19 protein-coding genes and 2 pseudogenes are annotated in these 24,423 nt (G+C 65.2%); 11 read left to right on the forward strand and 10 right to left on the reverse strand.

Going from position 1 to position 24,423, the window contains the following annotated elements; translation table 11 throughout:
- Positions 1-87: 87 nt before the first annotated feature.
- Together AACZ75_RS11040 and AACZ75_RS11045 are read right to left on the reverse strand one after the other, a co-directional pair.
- Positions 88-2,028: a cytochrome c/FTR1 family iron permease gene (locus AACZ75_RS11040; protein ID WP_339872909.1), complete on the reverse strand. Its 1,941-nt coding sequence runs from the start codon at positions 2,026-2,028 to the stop codon at positions 88-90.
- A gap of 43 nt (positions 2,029-2,071) precedes the next feature.
- A complete protein-coding gene (locus AACZ75_RS11045) occupies positions 2,072-2,548 on the reverse strand; it encodes a helix-turn-helix domain-containing protein (protein WP_339872910.1) in 477 nt (158 codons plus the stop codon).
- Positions 2,549-2,621: 73 nt separating this feature from the next.
- On the opposite strand from AACZ75_RS11045, the gene AACZ75_RS11050 reads away from it, so the two are divergent.
- The 10 genes and pseudogenes from AACZ75_RS11050 to AACZ75_RS11095 all read left to right on the forward strand — a co-directional run bounded on the left by AACZ75_RS11050 (position 2,622) and on the right by AACZ75_RS11095 (position 13,635).
- Positions 2,622-3,272, forward strand: a complete 651-nt coding sequence (locus AACZ75_RS11050) for a cation transporter (protein ID WP_339872911.1) — start codon at positions 2,622-2,624, stop codon at positions 3,270-3,272.
- Between the two features lie 119 nt (positions 3,273-3,391).
- A complete protein-coding gene (locus AACZ75_RS11055; protein WP_339872912.1) occupies positions 3,392-3,709 on the forward strand; it encodes a hypothetical protein in 318 nt (105 codons plus the stop codon).
- Between the two features lie 54 nt (positions 3,710-3,763).
- On the forward strand, positions 3,764-5,023 hold the full coding sequence (locus AACZ75_RS11060; RefSeq protein WP_339872913.1) for a TolC family protein: 1,260 nt from the start codon (positions 3,764-3,766) through the stop codon (positions 5,021-5,023).
- Entirely contained in the window at positions 5,020-6,180 is a 1,161-nt protein-coding gene (locus tag AACZ75_RS11065; RefSeq protein WP_339872914.1) for an efflux RND transporter periplasmic adaptor subunit, read from the forward strand. The genes AACZ75_RS11060 and AACZ75_RS11065 overlap by 4 nt, the downstream gene beginning before the upstream one ends.
- Before the next feature lie 3 nt (positions 6,181-6,183).
- Complete coding sequence (locus tag AACZ75_RS11070) at positions 6,184-9,429, forward strand: CusA/CzcA family heavy metal efflux RND transporter (protein WP_339872915.1); 3,246 nt, start codon at positions 6,184-6,186, stop codon at positions 9,427-9,429.
- Positions 9,430-9,484: 55 nt separating this feature from the next.
- On the forward strand, positions 9,485-9,838 hold the full coding sequence (locus AACZ75_RS11075; RefSeq protein ID WP_339872916.1) for a DUF190 domain-containing protein: 354 nt from the start codon (positions 9,485-9,487) through the stop codon (positions 9,836-9,838).
- Positions 9,835-11,922 (forward strand): heavy metal translocating P-type ATPase, encoded by a 2,088-nt coding sequence (locus AACZ75_RS11080; protein WP_339872917.1) that lies wholly within the window; start codon positions 9,835-9,837, stop codon positions 11,920-11,922. The genes AACZ75_RS11075 and AACZ75_RS11080 overlap by 4 nt, the downstream gene beginning before the upstream one ends.
- Positions 11,919-12,362: a DUF305 domain-containing protein gene (locus AACZ75_RS11085; RefSeq protein WP_339872918.1), complete on the forward strand. Its 444-nt coding sequence runs from the start codon at positions 11,919-11,921 to the stop codon at positions 12,360-12,362. Before AACZ75_RS11080 ends, AACZ75_RS11085 begins: the two co-directional genes overlap by 4 nt.
- Positions 12,363-12,477: 115 nt before the next feature.
- Entirely contained in the window at positions 12,478-12,789 is a 312-nt protein-coding gene (locus AACZ75_RS11090; RefSeq protein WP_339872919.1) for a hypothetical protein, read from the forward strand.
- A gap of 153 nt (positions 12,790-12,942) precedes the next feature.
- A pseudogene (locus AACZ75_RS11095) lies at positions 12,943-13,635 on the forward strand (IS6 family transposase).
- Positions 13,636-14,052: 417 nt separating this feature from the next.
- Here AACZ75_RS11095 and AACZ75_RS11100 read toward each other — a convergent pair.
- The 5 genes and pseudogenes from AACZ75_RS11100 to AACZ75_RS11120 form a co-directional block, all read right to left on the reverse strand.
- A complete protein-coding gene (locus AACZ75_RS11100; RefSeq protein ID WP_339872920.1) occupies positions 14,053-14,592 on the reverse strand; it encodes a hypothetical protein in 540 nt (179 codons plus the stop codon).
- A 325-nt stretch (positions 14,593-14,917) separates the two neighbouring features.
- Positions 14,918-15,070: pseudogene (locus tag AACZ75_RS11105) on the reverse strand (ATP-binding protein); the annotation flags it as partial.
- Positions 15,071-15,475: 405 nt separating this feature from the next.
- Positions 15,476-17,938, reverse strand: coding sequence for a heavy metal translocating P-type ATPase (locus AACZ75_RS11110; protein ID WP_339872921.1), 2,463 nt, complete (start codon positions 17,936-17,938; stop codon positions 15,476-15,478).
- Positions 17,851-18,516, reverse strand: coding sequence for an isoprenylcysteine carboxylmethyltransferase family protein (locus AACZ75_RS11115; protein WP_339872922.1), 666 nt, complete (start codon positions 18,514-18,516; stop codon positions 17,851-17,853). Before AACZ75_RS11115 ends, AACZ75_RS11110 begins: the two co-directional genes overlap by 88 nt.
- A 2-nt stretch (positions 18,517-18,518) precedes the next feature.
- Positions 18,519-18,761: a DUF2933 domain-containing protein gene (locus AACZ75_RS11120; RefSeq protein WP_339872923.1), complete on the reverse strand. Its 243-nt coding sequence runs from the start codon at positions 18,759-18,761 to the stop codon at positions 18,519-18,521.
- 233 nt (positions 18,762-18,994) lie between these two features.
- Here AACZ75_RS11120 and AACZ75_RS11125 point away from each other — a divergent pair, with 233 nt between their 5' ends.
- Positions 18,995-19,675 (forward strand): methyltransferase domain-containing protein, encoded by a 681-nt coding sequence (locus tag AACZ75_RS11125; protein ID WP_339872924.1) that lies wholly within the window; start codon positions 18,995-18,997, stop codon positions 19,673-19,675.
- A gap of 337 nt (positions 19,676-20,012) precedes the next feature.
- Here AACZ75_RS11125 and AACZ75_RS11130 read toward each other — a convergent pair whose 3' ends face one another.
- The 3 genes from AACZ75_RS11130 to AACZ75_RS11140 all read right to left on the reverse strand — a co-directional run bounded on the left by AACZ75_RS11130 (position 20,013) and on the right by AACZ75_RS11140 (position 23,814).
- Positions 20,013-21,338: an APC family permease gene (locus AACZ75_RS11130; RefSeq protein ID WP_339872925.1), complete on the reverse strand. Its 1,326-nt coding sequence runs from the start codon at positions 21,336-21,338 to the stop codon at positions 20,013-20,015.
- Between the two features lie 1,390 nt (positions 21,339-22,728).
- The gene (locus AACZ75_RS11135) at positions 22,729-23,172 is read right to left on the reverse strand and encodes a hypothetical protein (protein ID WP_339872926.1); all 444 of its coding nucleotides are present in this window, start codon (positions 23,170-23,172) and stop codon (positions 22,729-22,731) included.
- Positions 23,173-23,184: 12 nt separating this feature from the next.
- A complete protein-coding gene (locus AACZ75_RS11140) occupies positions 23,185-23,814 on the reverse strand; it encodes an RNA polymerase sigma factor (RefSeq protein ID WP_339872927.1) in 630 nt (209 codons plus the stop codon).
- Positions 23,815-24,423 lie beyond the last annotated feature (609 nt).

Raw genomic sequence — 24,423 nt, forward strand, 5'->3', positions numbered from 1 at the left:
TCGATCGCTCGCCAAGTCTGGCGAATGGTCGGAGCAGGCCCCAACAGGGCCGCGCCCGCCCGACAAAAATCGAAGTGGGTGAACATGTCAGTCCGAGGGGGCGATGGTTCTGTCGCGGGACGAACCAGTGGTCCGACCGAAACCGATTACCAGCACGGCGATCGTCGCACACTGGGCCACGACCCCTTCAATAGTCGGATAGACACCAAGGATGTCGAGGCGCGGGACCCAGGACAGGGGGTGGACGTCGATCCAGCCGGCCTCCTGCAGGGCCGCGACGCCCTTGCCGATCAGGACGATCGACAGCCCGGCCATCAGGATGGCGCTGAGCGAGAAGAAACGGCCGATCGGCAGGCGTTTGCTCCAGGCCAGAAGAGCCCGGGCCGTGATCGCAAGCAAGACGAGCGCTGCTCCGGCACCGGCCAGCATGCCGAGATGGCCGCCCTGACTCCAGATGGCGGCGAAGAACAGGATGGTCTCGAACACCTCGCGATAGACCACCACGAAGGCCAGCAGGAACAGGAACCAGGCCGAGCGCCCGGACAGGGCGGTGGTCAGCTTGTCGCGGATATAGATCTGCCAGGCATCGGCGCGGGACTTGCCGTGCATCCAGATTCCGACAGACACCAGCACCACTGCGGCCAGCAATGAGCCGAAGCCTTCGGTGAGTTCCCGGCTCGCGCCACTGATGGAAATGAAGAAGGTGGCCGCCGCCCAGGTGGCTGCGCCGGCAAGCAGCGCGAAGGTCCAGCCGCCGTGGACATAGCGCAGCATGTCAGGACGTTCGGCCTTGCGCAGGAAGGCCACCATGGCGACGACGATCAGCAGGGCCTCCAGCCCTTCGCGCAGCAGGATGGTGAAGGCCCCGAGGAAGCTGGCGACATTGTCGACTTCCTGGGGGGCCAGGGCCCGTTCGGCGGTGTCGAGCAGGGCGGCCACCCGCTCGGTCCGGGAGGCGACTTCCGCCTCCGGGGCGCCGCGTCCGATGGCGGCCCGCAGCTCGGTCATCGCCGTTTCGATCCGGCGCAGCAGCGCGGTGTCACGAGCCCCCAGCACCGGCTCGACCGGCTCGAAGCCGTCGAGATAAGCGGAAAGCGCCAGATTGGTGGCCTGTTTGCGGTCGCCCTGGCGGTAGGCCGCCAGGCTTTCGGCGAGACGGGTGCGGGCCAGCACGAGCGTACCGTCCGTGCTCTGGTTCGCCGCCTCGGGATGGCGGCGAAGATAGGCGGTGATCGCCCGGGCCTTGCTCTCGCCGATCCGCGCCGTCAGATCTGCCGGCGTCGCCTGGGTGACCGCCGCGAGGTTGGGAAACGCCGCCCGGATCGACGCATCGCTCTCCCAGAGTCGCTCGCCCTGGACGGCCTCGGCGTCGGTGAAGGCGAACCGGCCGACATAGAAGGCAAGGGCCCAGCGATCCTCAGCCGGTAGGTGGGCGAAGCTGGTCATGGAAGTGCCCTCCAGACCCTGATCGATTACCTGGTAGAGACCGAACACGCTGCGCTGGCGGGCGCGTTCGACATCGGCAAAGGCGATCGGCGCCGGATCAAGCCCCTGCGCCGCCTCGCCGTCACCACGTCCGGAAACACCATGGCAGGCTGCGCACTCGGCGTTGTAGAGCGTCGCGCCCCTGGCAAGATCCGGCGGGAAGGAAGGGGCGAGCGGACTTGGATAGGCGGCGAGCAGGGCCCCGGCGAGGGCCTTGGCCTCGGCACCGACGACGTCCGGCGCCGCCCTGGCCTGGATACGGCCTTCCAGCGCGGCGGCATCGCGGACGAGCGCGGCCTTGGCGCCGGTCTGCGGCAGGCCGTCGATCCGGGTCCGGATCTGGCCGGCGAACTCGACCATCTCGCCGTATTCGGCGGGGTTGACCACCTTGCCGTCGTCGACGGCGACGGCGTAGTCGACCGATACATAGTCGAGCAGACGCCAGGCGATCTGGGCTTCCGACGCCGTTGAAGTCTGGGCCTGGGCCTGGCCTGCCACCACCAGGGCGAAGGCCAGGAAGATCAACCGGAGGATGGAATACATCGGCGAGCCTTACTGTGAATGGCTCGCATTAGCAATTGTGAACTCAGGAGATCCGGGTGAAGGGCCGGGCCCCGGCGGAACCGTTGTGTCCTTCCGCGCAGAGGGTGTGGTCGTGCAGGACCTCGATCACCTTGCAGGCTGAAATCCGACCGCCCGAGCATTCGGTGGTCATGCGCGAGAGTTCGGCCCTCAACACCTGCAACCGGGCGATCTTCTCGGAAACGTCGGTCAGGTGACGCTCGGCGATTGTGTTGGCCTCGCCGCAGGATCGATCCGGATGATCCGACAGATCCAGCAGGGACCGGATGGCGTCGAGGTCGAACCCGAGTTGCCGGGCATGCCGGATAAACGACAGTCGGCTCAAGGCCGCGTCGTCATAGAGGCGACGATCACTTGCCGTTCGGGGCGGCGGCGCAAGGAGTCCGATCTGTTCATAGAACCGGATGGTCGGGACCTTGACCCCGGTGGCCGCGGCGAGCTTGCCGATGGATCGAAGGGGCGAGGCAACGGAAGAGGTCATGGTTCGAAACTAAGTGCTTGATCCTCTAGCCGCTAGAGGATGCATGGATCGTCGGACGAGAACTGGAGCCTCCATGACCGACCCTCTGAACCAGGACAACCCTGACCCCGCCGCCGGCTCCTGCGGCGCGACGGTCAAGTTCGACGGTGCCTCGCCGGCCTATCGCCGCATCCTTCAGGCGGTGATCGCCATCAACGCCGTCGCCTTTGTGGCTGTGGCGGGCGGCGCCTTCGCGCAGGGCTCCGCATCGCTCGGCGCCAATGCCCTGGATTTTCTCGCCGACAGCGCGACCTATGTCATCAGTCTGTGGGCGATCGGCCGGTCCGTGCGGGTGCGATCAGTCGCGGCCCTCGCCAAAGGTGCCAGCCTGGCGCTTCTCGCCCTGTTCATCCTGGGGTTCGCGATCTGGCGGGCGGTTTCGGGCGCGGCTCCCGAGGGTCTGGTGATCACGAGCCTGGGGCTGTTCGGCTTCCTCGCCAATGTCTTCGCCGCCCTCCTGCTCGTGCGCTATCGCGACGGCGACGCCAATGTCCGCTCCGTCTGGCTCTGCACGCGTAACGACCTGATCCAAAGCCTCGTGGTCGCGGGGGCCGGAAGTCTCGTCTGGATGACCGCCTCGCGCTGGCCCGACCTGATCGCGGGCGCCGTTCTCGCCGTGGTTTTCCTGCAATCGGCCTGGTCGATTGTTCGCCAATCGCGGCACGAACTGCGGGCCGCCACGTGAAGCCCGCAAGGCCTGTCACCCCATCCGGGCGCAAGAAGCCTGCGACGATGGTGCGATTGCGGACGCGTCAGACCGTGTTATGGAGCGCCATGGGATACTCCTCGGCCAGGCACGGTTGGATGGCGGCGCTGCTTGCGTCGTTCCTGGCCCTGTTCGTCCTGGTCTCCGCCGCCGAGGCCGCCACCTGCGCCCCTGAAGCGGTCACGGCACATGCTTCAGAGCAACTTGCCGACGCGCCGGCCGACCCCGACGACAATGACCGGCCCGACCAGCACGCAATCTGCGCGCATGGCCACTGTCATCACAGTTCTGCGGCAACCAACCAGACACCCGAGATCCTGACTCCGACGATGAACAGTCGCGATTCGGTACTGCCTGCGACCGATCGACTCGCATCTCGCAAACCGACGGGACCAGACCGCCCTCCCAGAGGCTGACGGGTTCGCGCGCCCACGCGCGTCTTCCACGTCAACCATCCGGGAAACAGGACTATGCTATCCTCAAATTGCCGTCTGCCGCGCACCGCGGCCGGCGGAGCCGCGATCACCCTCGCGGCGATCCTGGCCATGCTGGCTCCAGGGCCAGTCTTCGCCGAACCCGTCACCCTGGCCGAGGCGCTGGCGCGCACCGCGACCTCATCGCCTGCGTTGGCGGCCGCCGAGGCCGACGTCGCCGCAGCCCTCGGTCGGGCCCGACAGGCCGGATTCAGACCGAATCCGGAGCTCGATCTTTCGGTCGAGAATTTCTCCGGCACGGGGGCCTTCTCCGGACTAAACGATGTCGAGAGCACACTGAGTGTCGGCCAGAGGTTCGAACTCGGCGGCAAGCGGCCCGCGCGTGAGCGCGCCGCCCAGGCCGAGGTCGACGCCGCCCGGCTGCGCCTGGCGGTCGCTCGCGCCGATCTGCAGCAACAGGTCCGTGACGCCTACGCTGAAGCCTGGGCCGACAGTCGAAGGGTGGCTCTCGCCCGTGACCAGTTCGTGCGGGCCGACAACCTGCAGGCCATCGCCACCGAGCTGGTCGACGCCGGCCGCGAGCCCCCGCTTCGAGCCCTGCGGGCGCGCACGGCGGCTCTCGAAGCCGTCGGCCGGGTTCGGGCCGCCGAGGCCGAATACGCGCAAGCCCAGCGGGCGCTCGCCGCGCTCTGGGGCGGTAGCGAGGACCTGCCCGAGCCGATTGCGCCGGAAACGCCATCGGTGTCCGCCGCCGTCATTGATCCGGCCAGCGCGCTCGACGTGCGGCTCGCCGAGGCGGAGGTCGCCACCTCGATCGCCGTCGTGGATCGTGAGCGCACCCTGTCGCGCCCGGATGTGACGGTCAGCGTCGGCGCCCGTCAGTTCCGCGGAACGGACGATACCGCCCTGGTATTCGGCGCCTCGATGCCGCTTGGTCTGTTCGACCGCAACCAGGGCAATATCGCCGCGGCCAACGCCGAACGGACCGGGGCCGAGGCTCGCCGCAACGCCGCCCTCGCCGGCGCCATCCGGCGGACGCGTGACGCCCAGGCCGCGCTTCGCACGGCCGAGGCGCAACTCGCCTTCCTTGAAAACCAGGCCGAACCCGAGGCGATCGAGGCTGTGCGCATCGCACGCGAAGGCTTCTCGGCCGGCCGCTTCACCCTGCTGGACGTGCTGGACGCCGAGGAGGCGCTCAACACCGTTCAGGCCGCCATGATCACCGCCGAGCTGGAGCGGGCGCAAGCCGTCGCCGCCCTGACCCGCGCCTCTGAAACCGAAGGATCCGCCCGATGAAGAGATTGACCAACAAGCAACGCCTCCTGGCGGGCGCGGCCGCGACGGTGCTGGTTCTGGGCGGCGGTTACGCCGTCTGGAGCATGACCCGCGGTGCGGACGCCGCACCGGAAGCCGCCGCCGGGGCTGAGGAGTCCCACGGCGCCGGCGAGGCCCTGGAAATGGACGCCGCCCGCATCCAGGCGGCCGGCATCGTCCTGGCGCCCGTCGGCAGCGGTTCGCTGAGCGCCGAGATCGTGGCCCAGGGCACCGTCGTGGGCACGCCCAGGGGCGAGGCCGTTCTGGCGGCCCGCGCCGACGGGGTGATCACCGGCGTCTCGCTTCGCCTCGGCGACAGCGTCCGCGCGGGCCAGACCGTCGCCCTTATCGAGAGCCGCGAGGCCTCCGCGATCGCCGCCGAACGGGCGACGGCCCAGGCCCGGCTGACCGCGGCCCGGCAGGCCCTGGCCCGCGAGCAGCGCCTGTTCGACGCCCAGATCACCGCCCGGCAGGATCTGGAAGCGGCCCAGACCGTCCTGGCGGAGGCCGAGGCGGAGGCGCGGCGGACCTCATCCGCCGCCGCCGCCGCTCGGGTCTCCCGGGACGGCCGCAGCACGGGTGTTGTCAGCCCGATCAGTGGCCGGGTGACTGCCTCCAACGCGACTCTTGGCGCCTTTGTGAGCGCCGGGACGGAACTGTTCCGGGTCGCCAACGCCAGTGAAATCCAGATCCAGGCCTCGGTCTCCGCCGATGACGCGAACCGGATTGCGCCGGGCGACCGGGCGTCCATCAGCCTGCCCGAAGGCGAGGTCCAGGCCACGGTGCGATCGATCACACCGGGCGTGGATGCGCAAAGCCGCGCCGCCACCGTCCTGCTCAACGTGTCCGGGGTCGGCGGCCTGCGACCCGGCCAGGCGATCGCCGTGCGAATCTACACGCGCGACGCCGCGACACCCGACGGCGTTTCGGTGCCCGAGGAAGCCATCCAGACCGTCGAAGGCCGGGAGGTGGTGTTCGTTCGGTCCGCCTCCGGCTTTACGGCCGTGCCGGTCATCGTCGGCCAGCGCAGCGCCGGCCGGGCGCAGATCACATCCGGCCTCAGGGCCGGCCAGACGGTGGCGACCCGCAACGCCTTCCTTCTGAAGGCCGCGCTGGGCGCCGGCGAAGTGGAGCACTAGGCCATGATCGCCAACCTTATGGCCCTGTCGGTGCGGGCGCGATGGATCATCATCGCCCTCGTGCTGGTCGTCTCCACCTACGGCGCCTGGCAGTTGACCCAACTGCCGATCGACGCCGTGCCCGACATCACCAACAACCAGGTCCAGATCAATACCCAGGACGCCTCGCTGTCTCCCGTCGAGATCGAGAAACGCGTCACCTTCCCGGTCGAGACCGCCATGGCCGGCATCCCCGGCCTTAAATCGACCCGATCCCTGTCGCGCAACGGCTTTTCCCAGGTCACGGTGATCTTCGACGAGAATGTCGATCTGTATTTCGCGCGCCAGCAGGTCAGTGAGCGCCTCGTCCAGGCCCAGGAAAACCTGCCCGACGGCGTTCAGCCGCAGATCGGACCCGTGACCACGGGTCTGGGCGAAGTCTTCATGTACGCCATCGACTACACCAACCCGGGCGGGCGTGGCGCGACCGTGCGCAACGGTCAGCCGGGCTGGCAGTCCGATGGGTCGTTCCTGACGCCCGAGGGTGACCGGCTGACCGACGACGTCTCCCGCGCGGCCTATCTGAGGACCGTTCAGGACTGGATCATCGCGCCACAGCTGCGGACGGTGAACGGCGTCGCCGGCGTCGACTCCATCGGCGGGTTCGAAAAACAGTATGTCGTCGAGCCCGACGCGACCCGTCTGGCCCAGTACGGCGTCTCCTACAGCGAGCTGGCGCAAGGGCTGGAAGCCGCCAACCTCTCGGTCGGCGCCAATTTCGTCGAGCGCGGGGGAGAAGCCTATCTGGTGCGCGCCGACGCGCGCATCCGCAGCCTCAGCCAGATCGAGGAGGCCATCGTCGCCACGCGCGGAGGCGTTCCCGTCGCCGTTCGCGATATCGCCACCGTGCGTCTCGGCGGCGATCTGCGGACCGGCGGGGCGACCATGAACGGCCATGAGGTCGTGATCGGCACCACCCTGATGTTGATCGGCGAGAACAGCCGTACCGTCGCGCGCTCCGTCGGCGAACAGCTGGAAGCGACCGTTCGATCCCTCCCGCCCGGAATCAAGGTCACCCCGGTTCTGGACCGCTCCAAACTCGTCAACGCCACCATCTCGACCGTCCAGCGCAACCTGATCGAGGGCGCCATCCTGGTCGCCATCGCCCTGTTCCTGCTGCTCGGCAACGTCCGCGCCGCTTTGATCGCGGTGGCGATCATCCCGATCTCCTTCTTCATGACCGCCATCGGCATGAACTACCTCGGGGTGTCGGGAAATCTGATGAGCCTCGGCGCGCTCGATTTCGGCCTCATCGTCGACGGCTCCGTCATCATCATCGAGAACTGTCTGAGACGGCTGTCCGAACGCCAGCATCACGAAGGCCGTCTGCTCAGCCTGCGTGAGCGGCTCGAGGAAACCACCATCGCCACCCAGGAGATGATCAAGCCCACGGTCTACGGCCAGGCCATCATCCTGCTGGTCTTCGCGCCGCTGCTGACCTTCCAGGGCGTGGAAGGCAAGACCTTCTCACCGATGGCCATCACCCTGATGCTGGCCCTGGTCGCCGCCTTCATCCTGTCCATCACCTTCATCCCGGCCATGGTCGCCCTGGTGATGCGCAACAAGGTCTCCGAAAAGGACGTGTTCGTCATCCGCTGGATCAAGGCGAAATACGAACCCGTTCTGCACCGGGCCGTGGCCCGCCCCTGGCCCTTCGTCGGCGGCGGGCTGGCCCTGTTCGCCGTGGCGGGGGTGATCTTCACCATGCTCGGCCAGGAGTTCATCCCGACGCTTGATGAACGCAATTTGGCGATGGCTTCCCAGCGCGTGCCGTCGACGGCGGTTGAGCAGTCCATCCGGATGCAGCGCGGCGTCGAGCGGGCGGTGACCGCCTTGCCCGAGGTGGAGGTCATGTTCTCCAAGACCGGCACCGCCGAGGTCGCCACCGATCCGATGCCGCCCAACATCTCTGACGGCTTCATCATCCTGAAACCCCAGGATCAATGGCCGGAGGGCGTCGACAACAAGGAAGACGTGATCGAACGGGTGGAGGCCGCGGCCAACGCCCAGGTGGGGCAGGGCTATGAGCTCAGCCAGCCTATCGAGCTGCGCTTCAACGAACTGATCGCCGGCGTTCGCGGCGACGTGGCCATCAAGATCTATGGCGACGATCTCGACAAGCTGACCGCCACCGCCAACCAGGTCGCGGCGCAGCTGAACGCCACGCCGGGCGCGGCCGACGTCAAGGTCGAACAGACCGACGGCGCGCCGTCGCTGGATGTGACCTTTGACCGACCCGCTATCGCGCGCTTCGGTCTGACCGTGGAGGATGTCGCCGATACGGTCGCCGCCGCCATGGGCGGACGCGAGGCCGGGCAGCTGTTCGAGGGCGACCGCCGCTTCGATGTGGTGGTCAGGGTGCCCGGCGCCAGTCGCAATGATCTCGACGCGATCGGCGCGATCCCGGTCATGCTGCCGGAGCAGGACGGTCGAACCCGCAGCTCCGTGCCCTTGCGTCAGGTGGCGTCGTTCAACTTCACGGAGGGTCTGAACCAGATCAGCCGCGAGAACGGCAAACGGCGGGTCGTGGTCCAGGCCAATGTGCGCGGCCGCGACGTCGGCTCGTTCGTCAGGGAAGCCATGCCCAGGGTCGAGACGGTCGCCCTGCCGGCGGGGTCCTGGATCGAATGGGGCGGCCAGTTCCAGAACCTGAAGGCGGCCTCGGATCGCCTGTCGCTGGTGGTGCCGATATGCTTCCTCGCCATCTTTGCGGTGCTGTTCCTCGCGGTCGGCACTTTCGGGCGGGCGGTGGCGGTCTTCCTGACCGTGCCCCTGGGCCTCGCGGGCGGCGTCTTCGCCCTGGCCCTGACCGGCATCTCCTTCTCGGTGTCGGCGGCGGTGGGCTTCATCTGCCTGGCCGGGGTGGCGGTGTTGAACGGCCTGGTGGTCATGTCCTCGATCCGGCAACGGCTCGATGACGGGATGGAGCTTTCCCGCTCCATCATCGAGGGCTGTATGGAACGGGTGCGGCCGGTGATCATGACCGGCCTGGTGCCCGCCATCGGCTTTGTGCCCATGGCCCTGGCCCACGGCACCGGAGCCGAGGTGCAGAAGCCCCTGGCCATGGTGGTCATCGGCGGACTGGTCACCGCGACACTGCTGACCTTGCTGGTCCTGCCGGCCATGAGCCGGCTGGTCCTGGGCCTCACCGAGGGGCGGCGCCCCAAACCCACCGACCTGCCGGCCATGGAGCCGGCCCCGGCGGAATAGTCCCGATCCCCGCCGTCCGTCCGGCGGCGGGGATCCCCCATCCAAGGAGGCGACCATGCCTGACCCGATCAAACTGATGCGGCTCTACACCGATGAGGCCGCCTATTTCGGCGACCGCAAGCTCTTCGAAATCGTGACCGGACGCGCCCAGGCGGCCGGTCTGGCCGGCGCGACGGTCCTGCGAGCCCTCGTCGGTTTCGGCCACACGCCACACCTTCATCGCCGCCATCTGCTCGACGACGACCAGTCCTTGATCGTCGAACTGCTCGACCGCGAATCCAGGCTCAGGGCGTTTCTGGAAACCCTGTCCGATCTCGAACACCTCGGCCCCGTCACCCTTGAGGCCGTGGAGGTCCTGCGCTGGCCGGAGCCCACGCCGGCAGACGCCCGTCAGGAGACCGTCGAATGACGTCTGGGGATATCGCGCGACCGAAGAGCGAAGCCCCTGCCGAAGGGGCGGGTGGCGGTCACGAACATGGCCACGCGGGCGTTCTGGGTCCCAACACCGAGGTGATTTTCGCCGTGGCTTCCGGCGCCGCCCTGGGCCTGGGCTTCGCGCTCGAAAAACTGGCGGCCGGCGTCCCGGACTGGGGCCCGCTCGCGCTCTATCTGCTCGCCTACGGTTTCGGCGGTCTCTTCACCGTCCGTGAAGCGTTCGAGAATCTCCGCCAGAAGCGGTTCGAGATCGACACCCTCATGCTCGTTGCCGCGGCGGGCGCGGCGGCGCTCGGCGCCTGGGCGGAGGGCGCCCTTCTGTTGTTCCTGTTCAGCATCGGCCACGCCCTTGAAAACTACGCCATGGGGCGGGCCCGGCGCGCGATCGAGGCCCTGGCGGAACTGGCCCCGCGGACCGCCCATGTGCGGCGTGACGGGCAGGTCGTCGAACTTCCGGTCGAGGATCTGCGGGTCGGCGACACCGTGGTGGTTCGTCCGAACGAGCGTCTCCCGGCCGACGGCTTCGTCGTGGTCGGGACGACGAGCATCAATCAGGCGCCGGTCACCGGCGAGAGCATGCCGGTCGACAAGCAGCCGGTCGCGAACGCGGCCGCGGCGCGGGAGCGACCGGCCCAGGTCGGACCGGCGTCCCTCGTCTTCGCGGGCACCATCAACGGCGCCGGGGCCATCGAGATCGAGACGACCCGCCTGTCGGGCGACACCACCCTGGCCAAGGTCGTGCGGATGGTGAGCGAGGCCGAGACGCAGAAGTCGCCGACGCAGCGCTTCACGGACCGGTTCGAACGGATCTTCGTTCCCCTGGTGCTCGCGCTCGCCTTCGTGTTGCTGTTCGCCTGGGTGGTGGTCGACGAACCCTTCCGCGACAGCTTCTACCGGTCCATGGCCGTGCTGGTCGCGGCCAGCCCCTGCGCCCTCGCCATCGCCACGCCCAGCGCCGTCCTGTCCGGTGTGGCGCGCGCCGCGCGCGCCGGTGTTCTGATCAAGGGTGGCGCACCCCTGGAGAATCTCGGCTCGCTCAATGCGATCGCGTTCGACAAGACCGGCACCCTGACCGAGGGCCGGCCTCGCATCACCGAGGTCATGCCGGTGCGCGGAACGAAGGAAGCCGACCTTCTGGCCACCGCCGTCGCCGTCGAGCGGCTCAGCGACCATCCGCTTGCGGAGGCGATTGCGCGCGACGGCGCTGAACGACTGGGCGACACGGGTCTCGCGGCCGCGACGGACCTAAAGAGCCTCACGGGAAAGGGCGTGACCGCCGAACTGGGCGGCGAGACGATCTGGATCGGAAAGCCCGAGATGTTCGGGGCCGACGGCGTGGCCGCCCTCGGCGATGAGGCGACGGCCGTCGTCGCCCAGCTCCGCCTGCAGGGTCGGACCCTGATGGTGGTGCGGCGGGGCGCGCGAGACCTCGGGGTGATCGGCCTGCTCGATACGCCCCGCGCCGCGGCGCGGCCGACGCTCACCGCGCTGCGGGCCCTGGGCATTCAGCGCATGATCATGATCTCGGGCGATCACCAGAAGGCGGCCCAGGCCATCGCCGGTCAGGTCGGGCTGACCGAGGCCTGGGGCGATCTGATGCCCGGGGACAAGGTCGACGCCATCAAACGCCTGCGCGCGGACGGCAAGATCGCCATGGTCGGCGACGGGGTGAATGATGCGCCGGCCATGGCCACGGCCACGGTCGGTATCGCCATGGGCGCGGCCGGCTCGGATGTCGCGCTCGAGACCGCGGACGTCGCCCTGATGTCCGACGACCTGTCCCAACTGCCGTTCACCATCGGCCTGAGCCGACGGACCCGCGGCATCATTCGCCAGAACCTCTACGTCAGCCTCGGCGTCGTCGCCTTCCTCGTGCCGGCGACCATCCTCGGACTGGGCATCGGTCCGGCCGTGGCGCTTCATGAAGGCTCGACCCTGCTCGTGGTGATCAACGCCCTGAGGCTCCTCGGCTACCGGGATCCGGCCCGGGACCCGGTCTCCAATGAAACACCGGTGGCTCGCAAGGGGGCACCGGCGGATACGAGGATATCGTCATGAAACGGATCGGATGGGTTTCCGCCATCGCCCTCTTTCTCGCGCTCTCGGCCTTCGCCTTCGGCATGCTCTCGCGGCAGCCTACCGGCGCGACCGACCGACGTCCTCCCATGGATGCACGCCCGATCGACACCGGGGCCAGCCATGGCGGGATTCCCGCTGACAGCCCGTCGACCCGCGCCTTTCGCGAGGCGAGCGCGCAGATGCATCGCGACATGAGCGTCGACTACACGGGCGACCCCGATATTGATTTCCTGCGCGCCATGATCGCCTATCAGGAGGGGGCGCTCGCCATGGCGCGGATCGCCGTCGAGCATGGCGAAGCGTCGGAGGTTCGAAGTCTCGCCGAAGAGATCATCGCGGGCCGAGATGTCGAGACCGTGCGCATGAAGGTCATGCTCGCGCGTCATGAGGATGCGCCGGTCACGGCCGGCAAGAGTTGACGCGGTGGCAGGCAAGCGCGGCCCCATTCCAAGCCGCGAACTCCGCTGGCGCGAAGGTCGTTGTGGCAAGCGGCGGCGCGTTCGGCCTCTGAGGCGGCCCGCGGAGCCGCGACCCTTGCGTGACGCGGTCATGGCCGTCGCCGTCGGGCTGGCCGCGGCCGGCATCGTTATCTCTGTGTCGTTCATGCTGCTTAGCGTGCACAAGGTGCCGCTTCACTACGGTTATGGCGTACTCCTCGGGATCTGGACCGTCGGCTGCCTGTTGGCGAAACCGCGCGATCGTGGAGACTTGATGATCACATGCGGGATCGCTTTCGTTTGGATATTGGGAACCGGCTACCTTTATTCCGCCCGCGATCAGATCCACCTCTATCTTCACGAGCACAATAGGCTGGCGGTCGTCGCCTTCCACCGGGAACCCGCCTAAAGTTTGGAGGCTATTGCGTCCCTCCCATCGTCTGGTCCTGCGAGCGCCGCGTTACTGACCCGACCTCCTGCAGGCCGCGGAGGGGTGCTGTCAGGCAAACGCTAAAAGGTCTCCGACAAAGTCGGCGTAAGCCGCTGTCAGGGATGGATTATTGTGAAGCCGATTTCGTTCAAGCGTCACCGGTTTCCGGCGGATGTGATCCGTCATGCCGTGTGGCTGTACTTTCGGTTCAGCCTGCGTTTCCGGGACGTCGAGGAGCTTCTCGCCCAACGGGGGATCGACGTCAGCTACGAGACGATCCGGTGCTGGACCATCAACTTCGGTCCCCTGATCGCCAGGCGGCTGAAGAAGGGGCGGTGCGCGCCCACGCCGCGGTGGCATCTTGACGAGATGGTCTACTGAGTCGGTGGGAAGCGGATGTATCTGTGGCGCGCGGTCGATGACGAAGGCGAGGACCTTGAACTCCTAGTCCAGCGCCGGCGGGACACTGAGGCCGCTTTGAGGCTGTTGAAACGCCTGCTGCACAATCAACCGATCGAGCCTGAAAAGATCACGACCGACGGTCTCCTGTCGTACGGGGCAGCGCTCGACCGGCTGGAACTGCGCCACATTCATCGACCAGGTCGCCTGCGGGACAACAATCGGTTGGAGAACTCGCACCTGCCGATCCGACGACGAGAGCGACAGCAGCAGCGGTTCAAATCGCAGGCCTTAGCGCAGAGATTCCTCACCACCCATGCGGCGATCTACAACACTTTCAACATCCAGCGGCATTTGATCCGCAGACCCACCCTTCGTCGCTTCCGCGCCGAGACGGCTTCCGATTGGGCGTCGGCGGTTGCCTGATTTCAGGCCGGGTAGGGCGGCCTTCGACTTGGCGCGGTTAACCTGACAGCACCATCTCCGAAACCGGCACTCCGTCCGCTCCCTGCTTCAAAATGAACGCCTTCTGGGCGTCCGAAAATGTTGATGCCTTCATGGTCTTCCGCTCCTTCCCAGCCAGGGAAATCTCAGCGGAAAACTCTAACGTCCAGTGATCCAGTTTCCGGGGAGCAGATCATTCACAGCTGATCTTGGGCTCCGGTGGGAGCGGCCGGGCGGCGCAGCTGTTCACGTCGCGCAGCCCTGCGTCGCTGGCAGATTGCCAATGGCCGGATCGCCGACGGCTATCTGACTGCGGTGATCGCTGACGAACTGATGAGCGCGCGCTAGAGCAGAAAACGGACCCGCCGCTAACCCGAAGGCCGGCGGCGGGCGCTGGCCTCAGTGTTGGTGGGCCGGTTCAGCCGCGGCGGCTGTGGCCGGGTCGTGCGCACCGTGATCCATACCCGCCATACCGCCGGCACAGGCCGCCATCATGGCCTCGTGCTTCGCCTTCATCGCCGCATGCTCTTCGCTCGACATATTGGAATGGTCCATGCCGGCCATCATGGTCTGATGTCGTTCCATCATCGCGGCCCGCTGCTCGGGGGTCATGGACGAATGATCCATACCCGCCATGCCTGCCATACCGGCTCCATCGGCCGAGGCCGCGCCATGGGTAGCCATCATGGTCTGACGGCGTTCCATCATCGCGGCCCGCTGCTCGGGGGTCATGGACGAATGATCCATACCCGCCATGCTGTGACAGGCCGACATGTTCGTCGCCGGCGCTTCCGGTGCCGCCGGTGCCGCCTGGGCCGCTGCGGCGTGGGCGGCATGGGCGTTGGCCACCGGAGGCGCGGTCTGGGCGGCCACGGGACCGGACGCCAGCGCAGCCAGCAGACCGGCGATGGCGAGCGACGAAGTTCGGGTTCTGGTCATGAGGTGTCTCCAATGATCACCGCCGGATGGCCATGCCATTGGGCACGGTCTCGACCGATCGGTTTTCTCTAGATTCTACGCACCGTCGGCTGTCTGCCCCCAAGGATAGCCGGCACTGCGGCCGCATGCCGCATGCCGCATGCCGCAGTGCCGGTGCAAATGATCTGTCATCCCTTCAGCCGCGAGGTTGCGCCGCCGGGGCTGCCCATCACCACCACGTTCAGGGCGTTGAGCCTGTCGCGGAACGGCTTACCGAGCGACTAAAGTTTGGGCTGACAGGACCGACTGGAGGCTCAACCCTCGCTTGGCGTTCTTCCAGGTAGGGTCAGCTATGGTGTTTGAAGCGCCAGCTGTCGTTGCCGGTCTCGACGATGTCGCAGTGGTGGGGGATGCGGTCGAGCAAGGCCGTCGTCATCTTGGGATCGCCGAACGCGAGGTTGGTCGTGACGTGTGGATGGACAGCAGAACGTTCGAACATCGGCCCTGTCAACCTCTCCCCAACTGATCAGTACGACGGAGGCACCCACGTCGATGTGACCTGTTTCGTCCACCTGGACGGAAGGCGTCGATGCAGCGCGATACATGTACTTGCGACCTACGACGGTACTGCGGATTTCACCCTGCGCGCTCCGATCCTTGCATGCTGCCATGACGGGCTCCCCACTGAGCGACGTCGAAAAACCTTGATCCAGGGACGACTAAGTCGATCCAGAAACTGCTTGCCTCAATTAAAGAACGTACATCAGAACCACGAGGCGGATGATCTCGGGCGAGCTGTCAAACCAGCGGAACGGGTTGGTCGATTTGGCCATGCCGGGAGCGTGGCGCGGACCGCCTTACCGGGCGACTAAGGTTTGGACCGACAGGACCGGCGCGACGGCTTTCAGGGTCGATGTGGGCTGGGCGGTTGTGGTGCCATGTCTGCGCCGAGCCGCAGACGTTTGAGCAAGAGGGCGTTGACCGCCACCAGCACCGAACTGCCGGACATCGACAGGGCGGCAATTTCGGGGCTGAGGGTGAAGGGATAGAGGACCCCCGCGGCCAGTGGGAAGGCGATCACATTGTAGCCGACGGCCCACCAAAGGTTCTGATGCATCTTGCGCAGGGTCGCACGCGACAGCTCGATGGCCTTGACGACATCGCCAGGGTCGCTGCGCATTAGCACCACGTCAGCGCTCTCGATGGCGACGTCGGTCCCGGTGCCGATGGCGAAACCCACATCGGCCTGGGTCAGGGCGGGGGCGTCGTTTACACCGTCGCCGACCATGCCGACCCTGCGACCTTCGGCCTGGAGCTCCTTCACCTTGAGCGCCTTGTCGCCAGGCAGAACCTCCGCCAGCACAATGTCTATCCCCAGTTCGCTGGCGATCCGCCGAGCCGTTCCGAGGTTGTCGCCGGTGATCATGGCCACCTTCACACCAAGTGCCTGCAGCCGCTGAATGGTCGCTGCGGCGGTGGGGCGCACGGCGTCAGCCACTGCGATCAGGCCGATTACCCGCCCGCCCCGGGCGACGTGGACCACGGTGCGGCCAGCACCCTGTAGTCGTTCGGATTCCGCCGCCAGCTCACCGAGCTCGACGCCGTTGTCGGCCATCAGCATGCGATTTCCGGAAAGTACGGTCCGCCCGCCTACCGTCGCCCGTAGTCCCTTGCCGCCGAAGGATTCAAAACCGGTCGCCGGCACTTCGGAGAGATGCTTCGCTCGCTCCAGCACGGCCTTGGCGATGTGGTGCTCCGACCCACGTTCCAGGGCCGCAGCCGTGGTCAGAAGGTCGGTCTCATCCACCCCAACCGCCGGGGTTACCTGGACCACTTTCGGCGCGCCCAGGGTCAGGGTGCCGGTCTTGTCGAAGACGATCACGTCCAGCTTGACGGCATCCTCGAGAGCGCCAGCGTTCTTGATCAGCACGCCGTGCCGCGCTCCCAGACCAGTGCCCACCATGATGGCCATGGGCGTGGCGAGGCCCAGCGCGTCGGGGCAGGCGATGACGAAGACGGTGATGGTCAGGGTCAGGGCGAACAGCAGGGTATGGCCCAGGACCCAGAACCAGATTCCGAAGGTGAGCAGGCCGATGACGATGGCCGCCAGCACCAGCCACTGGGAAGCGCGGTCGGCGAGGAGTTGGGCGGGGGCCTTGGAATTTTGCGCCTCCTGCACCAGCTTGACGATCTGGGCTAGGGCGGTGTCGACCCCGACCCGCGTCGCCCGATAGCGGAAGGCACCGGTCTTGTTGATCGCGCCGCCGGTCACGGAATCGCCGACGCCCTTCATCACCGGCAAGGATTCGCCGGTCAGCATGGATTCGTCGACCTCGGAGCCGCCGTCCTCGATGATGCCGTCCACGGGAATCCGGCCGCCCGGACGGACCACTATCCGATCGTCCACCAGTACCGCAGAGGTCGCGACCTCGACCTCGACGCCGTCGCGCAGCACACGGGCGGTCGGCGGAGCCAGATCCATTAACCTGCGGATAGCGTCCGATGCGCCTGCCCTCGCCCGCATCTCGAGCCAGTGGCCCATCAAAATGAAGACGAGCAGCAGGGCCGAGGCTTCGTAGAAGTCCGGCGCGTCGTAGAGGAAGGTGGCGCCGACACTGAACAAATAGCCGGTGCCGACGCTGAGTAGCACCAGCACCGCCATGTTGAGCACGCCGCGTCGCAGCGCTCGGATCGCGGCGATGTAGAAGGGCCAGCCGGGATAGAGGATGGCTGCGCTGGCCAGCACGAACAGCAAGGGCTTCAACGGGAGGCCGAACGGCGGCTCCACTCGCATGAAATCCATGCCCATCGGGGCGAGGAAGAAAATCGGGACGGTGAAGACGACCGCGACGAGGAAGCGGTTGCGCATGTCCCGGGCCATGGCCTGCATATCCATGCCGGGACCGTGTCCCATCTCCGCCATGTCGTCCGGGTCGGCGTGGGTCGAGGCGTCCTCATTGGCCGCCGCCCCAGCTTCGGGATGGTGGAGGTGTGAGGTCAGGGCGTCCAAGGTGTCCCTATGCGGCACGCAGAGGTGCCGGGGCACGACCTCGCCGCGGCAATGGAAGCCGCAGTCCCGCACGGCCTGTTCCAACTCAATCTGGCTGACTCGAGTCGCGTCATATTGGATTGTCGCAGTCGCTGAACCGAAGTTGGCGGCGACGTCCAACACGCCCTTTAGGCCACGCAGGTGTTTTTCGATCACCAGGGGATCGAGCGGCGTGCTGAAACCCGAAACATCAACGGTGGTGGTCGTCATATACAGAAACTCCGGTCTAATTAGATTTGGGGCCGTGAGGCACTGGTCCCGGGTATGGGTCGGAATCTGGGGATGAAGGCTGGCGTCGCTCGTCTGTATCCGGCCCATGCCGGGCCGAAGCGGGCGGCGGTTTCGCGCTCTTCCACCACGGCTAGGTGCCAGTACAGGACGACGAGCACCGGAAACATCGCGAGGGTGAGCAGCGTCGGCCACTGAATCAGGAAGCCGATCATGATCAGCACGAAGCCGGCATATTGTGGGTGACGGAGGGATCTGTAGGGACCGGTCATCGCCAGCCTGCCGTCGCGTTGGGCGCTATGCAACACCGGCCAGGCCGCGGAGATGAGCCAAAATCCGCCGCCGACCAGCAGCAAGCTGAGAATATGGAAGGGTCCGAAATGCGGGCTCGCCCTCCAGCCGAACACGGTCTCGAGAAGATGGCCCGCATCATGTGACCACCAGTTCACGTCGGGAAAACGGCTCTGCAGCCAGCCGGCCAGCAGAAAAATCGTCAGCGGGAACCCGTACATTTCCGTGAATAGGGCGATCAGGAAGGCGCTGAAGGCTCCGAAGGCCCGCCAATCCTGCGCCGTCTTCGGCTTGAAGAAGATGAAGGCGAAAAAGATGAACAGGATAGAGTTGAGAACGACCAGCGACCAAAGGCCGTATGCTTGCGGTTCCGCCATGGTCAGGCCTCAGGCGCTGGAGGATGGGCGCGGGTACCCGGATGATCGGCACCGTGTGCCGTGCCATGGCTGCCGTGCATGCCCATGTGCAGCAGGGGACAGAGCAGCAGAAGCAGCAGGAACGGAGTCCAGCCGAGCAGGTGAACCCGATGCTCGCCGATCAACAGATAAGCCAGCCCGGCGGCGAAGGCGGCCAGGGCCAGAAGCCTGAATATCCGGCCTGTCCCGGGGGAATAGGAGGTCATGCGACGTACCTTCCGTATTGAACACTATCCACCTTCTGACGTCGCGCCCAACAATCCATTACGGACGAGGAAGACCGACAATCGTAAGCTTCCCCGCTCGCAAGACGCCGACGCATTGGCCCGAAGCGAAGCGACCTAGCGACCAAGTTCCGCCAGGAATGTCATTTGGTACGGCTTGATCTCCCCGCCCGTGTTGCCGATCCGTCCCTCTTTTGATAACGCTGAGACCCGATATGAAAATGCAGAAGCGACAGGTCGCCGACCTAGATTTCACGCCAGCTGCCGGCCATCACTGGCTGACTCCCTTCTATGACTTCGGATTGGCTGTGCTCACCAGGGAGCGCCGCTGGCGGGATGCGTTGATCGCTCAGATGCAGCCCGCAGGGGCAGATGTCATTGCGGATTTCGGTTGCGGGACGGGATCCCTCCTTGTGAAGATCGCATTGGCGCAGCCAAGCGCCACATTGATCGGGATCGACCCTGATCCGACGGTGCTAGCTCTAGCCAAGGCTAAGCTCGCCCGAGCTGGCGCAAATGCAGAGCTTTTGCAGGGATTTGGTCGAGACGCCAATCGGATGTTGAGTAAACGCTCTGTGACCAAGATCGTCTCAAGCTTGGTTTTCCACCAAGTATCGATGGCAGAGAAATCTGCGGCGCTCGCGGCCGGCTACACGGCGATGTCGTCCGGTGGCGAGTTGCACATTGCCGACTACGGCCTCCAGCGCACACCGCTTATGCGAGGTCTCTTTCGGGCGACTGTCCAGAAACTGGACGGATTCGAGAATACCCAGCCGCAGGCCGACGGAGTCCTACCGGAACTGATTCTCGCAGCAGGCTTCAGCGAGGTTGAGGAGACTCAGGTTATTCAAACACCGAGTGGTTCGATTTCCCTTATCCGGGCCAATCGTCGGTGAATTTCCGAGCCGGATTTCCAGTGCTCGGAAGGGACAGAAACACTCCGAGTTCCTTCTTGCACGGATCGTCGCAGCGGCCCCATTGAGGGCTTGGTTCGCAGGCCGTGACTTCCCAGTGCCGCGACAACTGCTTCTCGTGCTTTCGCACTTCAAGGGTGTGGGGATTTAGTTTGAGTTATGCCGCGATTTGGCAGAATCAAAATCACCGGAAAAGTTGACCTGGATCACACCCACTACTCGACGGCTTGCGCTATAACGTTCAGTGGCTCGCAATAGGACAACGCAGACTCTTGCTCACTGCGCCACACAATCACTGAACTGACGCGTAGGCCGGTCTTCAGTGATCGTGGATCGCCTGCGGTGCTAGCCAGCGTGACAGGTACATGCGTTCAAAGGCGAAGACCGCCGCGATAGCTATGCCCGCAATGAGGACAATGGCCGGATCACTTTGCAGCTTCATTGCCGTGAAGGCCGAAAGAACCACGGCGTCGAAAGCCAGCGCAGCCAAGACAACGGCCCCTGCGGCACCGACCTCCTTTCGGCGGAAACGAAACACGCCCCAGTGCACGGTCATGTCCATGACCAGGTAGAAAAAGGCACCCAGCGATGCGATCCGGCCGAGATCAAAGAAGATCGCGAGCGTCGAGGCGATGACCACCGTGTAGACCAGCGTGTGCCGTTGAATGTTTCCAGGCATGCCGAAATGCCGATGCGGGATCATTTTCATATCGGTCAGCATCGCCAGCATGCGGGACACCGCGAAAACGCTGGCGAGAACGCCGGAGGCCGTCGCAACGGCGGCCAGAAGGACCGTCAGATAGAAGCCCGTCTGACCGAGCGCCGGCCGGGCGGCCTCCGCCAGGGAATAGTCCCGGGCGGCGACGATCTGGTCGATGGTCAGGCTCGATCCCACACCGAAGGCCACGAGCAGATAGACGAGGACGCAGAGCGCGATAGAGATCACGATCGCCCGGCCCACATTGCGATGGGGTTCGGTGACCTCCGCACCGCTGTTGGTGATCGTGGTGAAGCCCTTGAAGGCAAGGATCGCCAGGGCTACCGAGGCGATGAAGCCCGTCACAGTCGCGGCCTCTACCGAGGTTGAAGCCGCAGCGAACTGGAATCCGCTCGACCAGAGTGCGGCAATACCAAACAGCGCGATTCCGCTGATCTTGACCGCGGCCATGACCAGGGAGAACCGCCCGACCGACCGGTTGCCGGCGATATTGACCAGGAAGGCGAATATGATCACGGCGACAGCGAGGATCGGCACCAGCGGCCCGCCCACGATCTCAAAGGGCCGCAGGACATAGGTGGCGAAGGTCCTGGCCACGAGGCTTTCTGCGATGATCATGCTGAGCGCCATCAGCAGGGCGGCCCCAGCGGCGACGGCACCCGGGCCGTAGCATTTCTGCAGGATCATCCCGATCCCGCCCGCCGAGGGCCAAGCGTTCGATGCCTTGATGTAGCTGTAGGCGCTGAAACTCGTGATGATCGCGCCCGCGACGAAGGCGAGCGGAAACAGCGGTCCAGCCAACTGGGCGATCTGGCCTGTCAGAGCGAAGATGCCGGCACCGATCATCACGCCGGTGCCCATGGCCACCGCTCCGCCCAGGGTTATCGAGCCCCTCTTGTAGTCACTGCCCTCGAGATCATGCTGCATATCGTCTTGCCTCTGGTCGGTGCTGTTCAGTCAGTACGCGGTTGGTCGGGTCGCCCCCTCTCGCGATCTGATTCAGTTAAGCCAACACTAGCGTGCAACCAGTCTGCGGTTACAGGGTCTATCGGGCCCGGGGAGGCGCGCGACCGCCCACACCCCGGCATCAACGGCCTCACCCGGTGGGCACGAGCGAACAACCTGATTGGAAACGACAGGCAGGCCCTCGCAACAGGGAGGGGCGGGGCTATTGATTTTGAGCATATCCGAATGCCAACGAATCCTCGTGTTCACTGCCAATGGGATTGATTTCTATCAACGTTGGGTGCCCTATGAAAAAGTTGCGGAGCCGGAACTGGTTTGGAGAACGTTTTGCGGTTGATCGCGATTGTCGGCGTATTGCTGCTGATGGGATGTACGGCTGGGCCGACAAATCGCGAAGCTGAACGGACTGCCGAAGCCGCCCGATACTATCCAGCAGAAGCCGTGGACGTGAACGCAGTGGCGCGGGGCAGGGCGCTCGTGGACAGTCGTTGCGCTGCGTGTCACGCCGTCGGACCTGTGGGCAACAGTCCTCGTCCGACCGCCCCTGCGCTACGCCACCTCGGGACTCGCTATCCTGTGACGGACCTGCAGGAAGCCTTTGCCGAGGGCATATCCAATGGGCATCCGGATATGCCTCAAATCGCCCTGGAGGGGGACGAGGTAGCGGACCTGATCGCCTACCTCCAGCATATCCAAAACCACACAAGCCCCTAGCCGGATCGCCAGCTTTTTGACCCTTCGCGCACTCATTACCATCCGGTGCCACCACGCCGCCCTAGACGGTGATCAGGCTGCCGTTGATCACATCTGCTTCGCCAGGGTTTAACGTCAGTCTCAGAAAAGACTTCTGGCGGCTGGTCAGGCACGTGATCTGAGGCAAGCTCCCGTATGGTGCTGATAGGCTAACGATGAAACGTTTCTGGATTTGACGTCATGGTATGGAGCAAAATGAACCCAACCGGTTCCACTCTTTACCGGTTCCCTACCGCGTCGACGACGTGGGCGAGGTGCTCGACGTTTTGGTCGGGATATACCGGTACGAGCTCGCGGTATAGAATCCGCTGACGAACCTTCTTCGCAATACTGAGGTTCACCCGGAAATCGTTACTTCTGACAAAGTTAGCATCATGCAAGGTAGCGATGAAGGTTCGACCTCGGCGGGGTCCTCACAAGTCAGCGTAGGAGCGTCTTCCATTTCGACCGACGGAGGGGACCGGTAGACTCGAGTTTTTCGACAGGTTCAGGTTTTCCTGCGGGCTCTTCGACCGACCGTCTATGGGTGAAGCGGAGCGGCGCTTCTTGCTCACGATATCAACCATATACTTCTGATGGCTGCCGAGACTCTGGTTGATTAGCGCAGCGCCGCGTTGATCCCGTCGAGGGCGGTCGCTCCGGGGGTCAGTTCAGCATCGGACATGGCATTGAGAGGTTTGGCGACCGTCGCGAGGGCGTCATGCAGGTCTTCTGACTCGGGATCGACATAGAGCAGGCCAGTGAAGATCTCGCCGACGGCCTGCCGTTCATGCAGATGGGCCGTGGCCTTGACCCAGTCTGTCGCGTCGTAGTCCTGGGCGACCTTGCGCAGCATCAGGACGGACCCGTCATGCTGGGCCACCTCGACCAGCGAGCCCGGTTCATAGGAGGTCGTCACCGGCGCGCGGCCGAGGATCACATCCAGCCAGTTGACCGCCCCATTGTGCTCGCGCACCCAGTCGAAGCTCTTGGTCGGGCCCTTGTGGTTGTTGAACGCCCCGCAGGGAATTTGAGCGAAGATGCACTTTTGAGACGGGCTCAAACCTCCCTGCCGTCACTTTTGGCGGATATCGCGGATGTGACTTCCCGTGTCGCACTGGCAGTCTAGGTAACCGTGCTCCGGACAGGTCAGGCAGACATCCTCCAGGCGAGCCTTGAGCGCCCGGCGGGCGCGGTGTAGTTTGACATTGACGTTGTTCAAGTTGAGTCCAACGCTAACGGCGACCTGATCGCGGGGCTCACCAAGCAGATCTATACGCCAAATAAGGTCGCTATAATCTGCCTTGATCGTCGGCAGGAGTCGATAAAGACAGTGGCAAACGGCCGCATCTATTTCGTCGTCGGGTACGAAGGCAATATCTTCCATCTCACTGGGTTCGCGGAGCGTTTCTTTGCGACGCGAAGTCCGACGATGATGGTCGATGAGTGTGGTGGCTAGAACCCGGCTCAACCAGCCACGCAAGGACTGGATGTCTCGCAGGTCGCCGGCGCGCTTCAGCGCACGCTCCATGAAGTCCTGCAGCACCTCCTCGGCGTCGGCGTGATTGCTGAGACGCCGACGAAGGAACATCAGAAAAGCGCGATGGCATTCGACCAGTTCCCTTCGAACGGCATCGTCGGCGACTTTGGCCGCATCTTCGGTGTCCACTGAAAGCGTCACTGATGCATCGCTCGGCTCTATCATCCGCAATCCTCGCGCCGTCCCGGCACCGCTGGCCGCCCAGCTGAGATTAGCGTTGCTATTGTGCTCGTGGAAGGGGTGAACAATCTCAACGACAGGAGGACTGTCCCTTCAGTCGGTTGGAAGGCAATTGGTTTCCGGAAGGCGAACAAGTCGCAGCGCCTTTCGAGTTGCCGTTCGGCCGCGAACCTGCTGGGCACCGTCGGTGTCGGAGGTATCCTGCTGGCTGAACGCGCCTAGGACAGTGACGCCCTGCGTTAGAGGCTTTCCGAACGGACCTCTGGGCCATCGCCAAGCCAACATCCTACCGGACCAACGTCCCTGCCTTAAGTCGCATCCTGTACCGCTACGGTTGCGGGCCGGAGCGGAGGCCGGTCTATTTCGTGCCTCTTGCTAGAGCGGTTGCGCTAAACTTGTATATCGGGCCGGACGCCGTTGGATTCGAACGGTTCAGGCCACTGCGACCGCGTCTGATCGTCAGCACTCCGTTAGGTTCGAAATCCAAATCGACGCTCGCCAGCCATAGCGACGTCAGAATGCCTTCGGGGCAGATCGAAATTTGGGCGGGCTTGCAGCCTTTGACGTTGTCGCGCTTCAGCAGCGCAGGCGGAC

Origin of the sequence: uncultured Brevundimonas sp., from assembly GCF_963975535.1 — a bacterium.
GTDB lineage: Bacteria > Pseudomonadota > Alphaproteobacteria > Caulobacterales > Caulobacteraceae > Brevundimonas.

What these genes read in the sequence shown, in the direction of transcription:
- AACZ75_RS11040 (WP_339872909.1), bottom strand. Translation starts at nt 2,028, where the DNA reads ATGTATTCCATCCTCCGGTTGATCTTCCTGGCCTTCGCCCTGGTGGTG.
- AACZ75_RS11045 (WP_339872910.1), bottom strand. Translation starts at nt 2,548, where the DNA reads ATGACCTCTTCCGTTGCCTCGCCCCTTCGATCCATCGGCAAGCTCGCC.
- AACZ75_RS11050 (WP_339872911.1), top strand. Translation starts at nt 2,622, where the DNA reads ATGACCGACCCTCTGAACCAGGACAACCCTGACCCCGCCGCCGGCTCC.
- AACZ75_RS11055 (WP_339872912.1), top strand. Translation starts at nt 3,392, where the DNA reads ATGGCGGCGCTGCTTGCGTCGTTCCTGGCCCTGTTCGTCCTGGTCTCC.
- AACZ75_RS11060 (WP_339872913.1), top strand. Translation starts at nt 3,764, where the DNA reads ATGCTATCCTCAAATTGCCGTCTGCCGCGCACCGCGGCCGGCGGAGCC.
- AACZ75_RS11065 (WP_339872914.1), top strand. Translation starts at nt 5,020, where the DNA reads ATGAAGAGATTGACCAACAAGCAACGCCTCCTGGCGGGCGCGGCCGCG.
- AACZ75_RS11070 (WP_339872915.1), top strand. Translation starts at nt 6,184, where the DNA reads ATGATCGCCAACCTTATGGCCCTGTCGGTGCGGGCGCGATGGATCATC.
- AACZ75_RS11075 (WP_339872916.1), top strand. Translation starts at nt 9,485, where the DNA reads ATGCCTGACCCGATCAAACTGATGCGGCTCTACACCGATGAGGCCGCC.
- AACZ75_RS11080 (WP_339872917.1), top strand. Translation starts at nt 9,835, where the DNA reads ATGACGTCTGGGGATATCGCGCGACCGAAGAGCGAAGCCCCTGCCGAA.
- AACZ75_RS11085 (WP_339872918.1), top strand. Translation starts at nt 11,919, where the DNA reads ATGAAACGGATCGGATGGGTTTCCGCCATCGCCCTCTTTCTCGCGCTC.
- AACZ75_RS11100 (WP_339872920.1), bottom strand. Translation starts at nt 14,592, where the DNA reads ATGACCAGAACCCGAACTTCGTCGCTCGCCATCGCCGGTCTGCTGGCT.
- AACZ75_RS11110 (WP_339872921.1), bottom strand. Translation starts at nt 17,938, where the DNA reads ATGGGCCGGATACAGACGAGCGACGCCAGCCTTCATCCCCAGATTCCG.
- AACZ75_RS11115 (WP_339872922.1), bottom strand. Translation starts at nt 18,516, where the DNA reads ATGGCGGAACCGCAAGCATACGGCCTTTGGTCGCTGGTCGTTCTCAAC.
- AACZ75_RS11120 (WP_339872923.1), bottom strand. Translation starts at nt 18,761, where the DNA reads ATGACCTCCTATTCCCCCGGGACAGGCCGGATATTCAGGCTTCTGGCC.
- AACZ75_RS11125 (WP_339872924.1), top strand. Translation starts at nt 18,995, where the DNA reads ATGAAAATGCAGAAGCGACAGGTCGCCGACCTAGATTTCACGCCAGCT.
- AACZ75_RS11130 (WP_339872925.1), bottom strand. Translation starts at nt 21,338, where the DNA reads ATGCAGCATGATCTCGAGGGCAGTGACTACAAGAGGGGCTCGATAACC.
- AACZ75_RS11140 (WP_339872927.1), bottom strand. Translation starts at nt 23,814, where the DNA reads ATGATAGAGCCGAGCGATGCATCAGTGACGCTTTCAGTGGACACCGAA.